The sequence below is a fragment of the Streptomyces albidochromogenes genome (genome assembly GCF_005981925.1).
Taxonomy (GTDB): Bacteria; Actinomycetota; Actinomycetes; order Streptomycetales; family Streptomycetaceae; genus Streptomyces; species Streptomyces albidochromogenes.
The window spans coordinates 1-4,381 of sequence record NZ_VBVX01000432.1; the positions used below are offsets into that span (position 1 = coordinate 1).

A 4,381-nucleotide genomic window follows, 5' to 3' on the forward strand; every position below is an offset into this window, starting at 1 on the left:
GGTTTGGGGCGCGGGGCCTTGGCGGCGGTCAGCTCCTTGCGGACGGCGCGGTGATGATCGATGGACCAGGAGTTCCAGCGGCGGACGGTGCGGTCGGCCGGGCGGTCGAAAGCGTGCAGCTGGAGCTGGAGGGCGGCCGCGTCACGGCTGACACGGAGAGCCGCCGCCACCTTGTCCACCAGGTCCGGGACGCTGAACAGCGGGTTGGCCTCGTACTGGCCTGGCGGAATGGGGGTGGTGGCGGACCGGTCCGCCAGCCTGCGCAGAGCGGTGAGCAGATCGGCGGGCAGGTCCGTGAGCCCGCCGAGCAGGACGCGGGCGCCCTGCGCCGCGGGGTCTGCGACCGGGCGCTCGGCGAGAGCCCAGGCGACAGCGGTGGCGGCGGCCTGCATGCCGTCGGCCTCCAGAGGCTTCTCGAGGCGGCCGGTGAGCAGGGCCGTGGCCCAGGTCTCCGGGAGTCCGTGGTCCGCGGCGAGGGCAGCGGCATGGCTGCCGTCATCGGTGTACGGGGCACTGCCGAGCAGCTGGGCCCAGGCCACGGCCATGCGTTCCGCGGCCGCGGTCATCCCGCCAGGGGCCCAGAGCTCCGCCGGGTCGCCGGGAAGAGCGGCGGCGAGCACGGTACGCCGGCCGACCGGACCGAGCCGCCGCCGGAACTCGTCGTACGCGTAGAGGGTGTTCTGATCCGCCTTGTACGGCTTGGCGCGGACCAACTTGCGGTGCGCACCGTAGTCGTCGCTGCCCGCGAATCCGTCGAGGACCAGGGCGGCGATCGGGCGCGCCACCCCGGTGCGCCAGCGGAACAGGTCCACGGCCTCCTCGGGCACCGGCAGCGGGCCCTGTCCGGCTAGCAGGGCCAGCAGGCGGGGGAGCCGGGTGGTGTCATCGGCGGCGATGGTGTGCGTGGCGCACTCTTCGGCATCGTCGGGTACCGGATCGGTTGCTCGCTGGAGGAAGGGGGCGAGGCCGCTGCGCTCCGGGCCGGAGGCCACGGGGAAACCGTCCGCGCGCACTTCGGCGATCCGCTGCTCCGGGGCCCGGCCGGTCCGCCAGGAGCTGCCGGCCTCCGCGAACGGCTGCCGGCTCCACACACCGAGCAGGGCCGCGAGCGCCTGTCGCTGCTCGTCGGGAGTGGCCGCGACGACGGTCCGCCAGGCCACGGCATCGATCCGGCCGGTCAGCACCGCCCACTCGGAGGGCGGCGCGGGCAGGGCGAGCACCCGCACCTCGTCGTCGATCTCACCGCGCAGGTACCGGCCGTCGGCGGCGACCGAGGTGAGGAGGGCGGGCTGTGGCTGCGGCTGCCCTTCTTCGTAGCCGCGGAACTGGCGCAGCAGGCCGTGGAGGGCCGGTACGAGCCGGTTGTCCGGCGCAGGGTCGGGCAGGTCGACGACCGGCCCGGCCCGCATGACGGCGACCCGGTGGGACAGCTCCTGGCGGCGGCGCAGCACGTCGGCGGCGAGCCGGACGGCGCGCTCGACGCCCTCCCGGACCCGCGGGTCGCTCACTCCGGGCACGGCGCTCCTGGTGCCCTGGTGCAACAGCTCGCGCACCGTACTGTCCGTGACCGTTCGCAAGACACGGGACGAGGGCTCGTCGCGCGGGGTGAGGAAGTGCCAGAAGGCAGGCGGCGGAACCGGCCCGGCCAGATCGCCCAGAGTGGCGCGGCTCCGGGACCTGTCGCGGCTGCCGGGGAAGCCCTGGACCTGCCAGAGCAGCGAGTTGTCGGCAGCGGAGTGGCAGCGGATGGTGGTCCCGCCGGCCAGGACGGCGTCCTCACCTCCGAACGGCAGGGCAAGGATTCCCCACGGGCGACGGCCCCAGGTGTTGCTGCGGTAGGAGGCGGTACGGCCGTCGATGGACTCCAGCACGAACTCACGGGGCGAGGGACCCGCGTACGGCGTGCGGTAGTCGACCCGGCAACCGGTGAGCGTACCGTCCTGGCCGAGCGAGGAGGGCGGGGCACCGGGTGGCAGCGCGGCGAGGATCCGGTGGTCGGGGAAAGGCTTCGTGCCGGGCAGGGACCGGTCGGGGTCATGGAAGGCGGGCAGAGTGCGGTCGGCGGTGGGAACACCGGTGGCCGGGTCGATGCGGGCCCAGCCGCCGCGCCCCTCGCTGAACACCGTGGCGCTCCAGAAGACGTGGCCGTCGGTCATCTGGTAGTCGCGGGCGCCGATGCCCTCACGGCCCCCGGCCCGCAGCACGCGCTCGCCGTCGAACCGGCCGCCCCCGTCCGGGGTCTCGAACTGGTAGCCGAGGCCGCCCTGGATGCTGCCGCCGTAGGGGCGCAGCCCGTACGTCTGCTCCGGTTCGAACTTCTCGCTGGCGTGGTCGGACCAGTAGGCGGTGTTGGGAGAGTTCTCCTGGTCCTGCTCGTTCCAGGCGACGAGGAACTGGCCACCGACCCAGTGCACGGTGTGGCCGAGTGCGCCGTCGGGCAGTTCCAGGGTGTGCTCTGCGCGCAGCCCGGAGTGATCGACGGCGAAGGCGCGGGTCTCCCCGTACACGGTGAGCACCGGCCAGGTGCAGGTGACGTGCACGGTTTCGTCGGGCCGGAACGCGGCGAGGGTCTGGTCCAGGGCTGGCCAGCCCAGCTCCTCGGGGAGGCCGGCCCGTAGTGCGCGGGCCAGCGGGCCGGTGAGGTCGAGTGTGTCGAGGGCCTCCTCGATGCCGTCCAGGGCGATGGCGGTGGGCCGGTCAAGGAGATCGTGCAGCTCGTCGACGGCCTCGTCGGCGGCGGCGAGTCCCCCGCCGCGCAGGGCGTCGAGCAGCTTCTCGACGCGGGCGTGCACCTCGGCGGTGATGCCCGGGTTGTGCGGGAGCCGGCTGATGGCAGTGCCGCTGATCGCAGCGCCGCCCCAGGTGCGGAGCCCGGCGTGCACGGTGCCTTCCAGCCGGGGGCCGAACACCGGGTCGGTGGCGAGTGCCTTGAGGTCGCGCTGGGAGTGCTCACCCCAGAACTCCAGGCGGATCGCGGCACCGGGGTCGTGGACGGGTATGCCTTCGGCGAGGCAGAGGTCGAGGAGGTCGGCGTCCAGATGCGGCCACCGGTAGCGGTCCTCGTGCAGGTGGACCGGGGTGCCATTCGCGCGCAGCAGCGGGGCGAACCGGCGTACCAGGTCGAAGAGTTCCGCGGGCATGGGCTGGCGGGTCACCCCACCGCCGCCGACCGTGCGGTGCGAGTATCCGGCGGCGTACCGGCGCAGCCAGTCGCCGAGGCCGCCCTCCGGGGTGATCCGCCCGGCCGCGGCCGCGTCGGCGGCGCCGCACGCGATGAGCAGCCGCAGCCAGGCAGCCGCGTCGTTCTTCGACGCGGGAAACAGGTCGAGGAGGGCGGTGGCCTGCTCGTCGGCGGGCGGGTGGTCACCGAGCGGGCCAGCGGCCGCATCGAGCAGCCGCTCGGGGACGGCCTTGCCGCGGGACTCGGCCAGCACCCCGCCCAGCACCCGGGCCTCCTCCTCGCTGCCGAGCCCGGCCGCGCGGGCCGAGTCCCGGACCCGGCGGGCCAGATCGGCGGGAAGCTCGCCGGGGGACGCCGCCCAGGCGCTCAGCAGGCTGACGAACTCGTGGTGCGCGTCGACCGGTTCGAGGACACCGTCCAACCAGGCCGCCGCACCGCTGAGCTCACTGGCGGGCAGGGCGCCGAACCGGGCGAACAGCAGCTGATTCGCCCGCCGCCAGTCGGGATCGACCGGCAGAGCGTGGGTGCGCTCGGCGGCGCGCGCCTGCACGTAGGCGCGGGCGGCGGAGCGGCGGTGCGTCTCCAGCATCCAATGACCGATGGTGTCCCAGAACCAGGGCAGGTGGGCGGCCGGCAGGCCCCGGGCCAGGCGCTCCGCGTCGTCCACGAACCGGCCGGGCTTCTCCCAGGCCCGGTGCCGGCTGCTGCCCGCCCGTTCCAGCATGTCGCGGGCATCGGTTTCGACGCCCGGCCCCTGAGTACGTGCCCAGTCGGCGTACGTCTCCGAGATGCGGTGATTGGCTGGGAGCGGGACGGGAGTTCCGGTGTTGCTGGTCATACGTGTGATCTTGCCAGGCGGTTCTGACAGCGGATTCGGGGGGATTCTGTGGCATGAGGGGTCGTTGGGCTGCCCGGGTCGTGCCAGCTTCGCGCCTCTGCCTAGCAACCAGCTGCGAGTGCTGGGTCTCGTGGCGCGCCCTGGCACGCCACTGAGCCGAATCCCGTCCTCATGCCGCCACCCCCGGCACAACGGAGTAAAGCGAGTCGGCAAACTCCTTCGCCAACGCGCCCGTCTAAGACCGTGTCCTACATGGTGAGGTTGCGGAAGCGTTTGTAGCAGCAGATGGCGGCTGCCAGCCCAAGAAATGCCAGGTAGTTGCCCGGGTGTTGCTCGTAGCGGTGGTTGAGTCTGCGGTACCC

The 4,381-nt window shown here is 73.4% G+C and carries 1 protein-coding gene and 1 pseudogene; both read right to left on the reverse strand.

What is annotated here, in order from left to right; all coding sequences use genetic code 11:
• Positions 1-4,019, reverse strand: a 4,019-nt coding sequence (locus tag E2E34_RS31800; protein WP_138905314.1) for a hypothetical protein, incomplete at its 3' end; no start/stop codon positions are given.
• A gap of 248 nt (positions 4,020-4,267) precedes the next feature.
• Positions 4,268-4,381, reverse strand: a pseudogene (locus E2E34_RS36015) (IS5/IS1182 family transposase); the annotation flags it as partial.